General features: G+C 64.5%; 1 protein-coding gene. It reads right to left on the bottom strand.

All coding sequences use genetic code 11. From position 1 onward, the window contains the following. Window positions 1-1280: IlvD/Edd family dehydratase (locus tag HGP17_RS33345; protein WP_168816337.1), on the bottom strand; the 1280-nt coding region annotated here is incomplete at both ends.

Below are 1280 nucleotides of genomic sequence, written 5' to 3'. Positions count from 1 at the left end.
ATAATCCTCCGAGCCGTCGAACACCACGGCCCTGCCCTCGAACACGCCTTCGTGGCCCGGCTCCTGCAGGTAGCGTCTGCGGAACTCCTCCGACACGACGCTCATCTTCATGATCGCGAAATCGAACAGGTTGCCTTTGAGGACGAGGAAGCCGGCGCGCTCCTTCAGCGGTTCGGCAAACGGGCGGATGACCTCGCGATCGCTCGCCTCGCGGCCCTCAAGGTTCTCCGCCATCGTCCTGCCCGTGACGGTCGGACAGCTGCCATCGAGTTTACCGGCCTGCAGCAGCTCCCACATGATGGCCGGAACGCCGCCGGCGCGATGGAAGCGCTCGCCGAGATAGGCGCCAGCCGGCTGCACATTGGCAAGCAGCGGAATGTCGAAGCCATGCACCTGCCAGTCGTCGGGATAAAGCTCGACGCCGGCGTGCTTGGCCATGGCGGCGAGATGCGGCTGCGCATTGGTCGAACCACCGATGGCGGAATTGACCCTGATGGCATTGAGAAAGGCTTCGCGCGTCAGCACGTCCGAAGGCTTGATATCGGCAAGAACCAGTTCGACTGCCCGCCGTCCGGTGCGGTAGGCCATCTGGCCGCGCTCGCGATAGGCGCCGGGAATGGCGGCGCAGCCGGTCAGCGACATGCCGAGCGCTTCGGCCATGGCGTTCATGGTGGACGCCGTGCCCATGGTGTTGCAATGGCCGATCGAAGGTGCCGAGGCGAGCGACGCCTCCATGAAAGCCTCCTCGTCGATCTCGCCGGCCGCCAGCTTGCGGCGCGACCGCCAGATCACGGTGCCGGAACCGGCAAGCTCGCCATCATGCCAGCCGTCGAGCATCGGACCGCCGGAGAGAACGATCGCCGGAATATTGACGGTCGATGCCGCCATCAGCGCCGAGGGCGTGGTCTTGTCGCAGCCGGTCGTCAGCACGACGCCGTCAAGCGGATAGCCGTAAAGCACTTCGACGAGGCCGAGATAGGCGAGATTGCGGTCGAGTGCCGCCGTCGGGCGCTTGCAATTCTCGAAGATCGGATGCGTCGGAAACTCGATCGGAATGCCGCCGGCATCGCGAATGCCGTCGCGCACGCGCTTGGCAAGATCGAGATGGTGGCGGTTGCACGGCGTCAGATCGCTGCCGCTCTGGGCGATGCCGATGATCGGCTTGCCCGACCGCAGTTCCTCCGGCGTGATGCCGTAGTTCATGAAGCGCTCCAGATACAACGCCGTCATATCGATATGATCCGGATTGTCGAACCAGTCCTGCGAACGCAGACGACGCT

Origin of the sequence: Rhizobium sp. P38BS-XIX (assembly GCF_012641435.1) — a bacterium.
Classification (GTDB): Bacteria; Pseudomonadota; Alphaproteobacteria; order Rhizobiales; family Rhizobiaceae; genus Rhizobium.
This window is presented reverse-complemented; position numbering and strand designations above follow the sequence as displayed.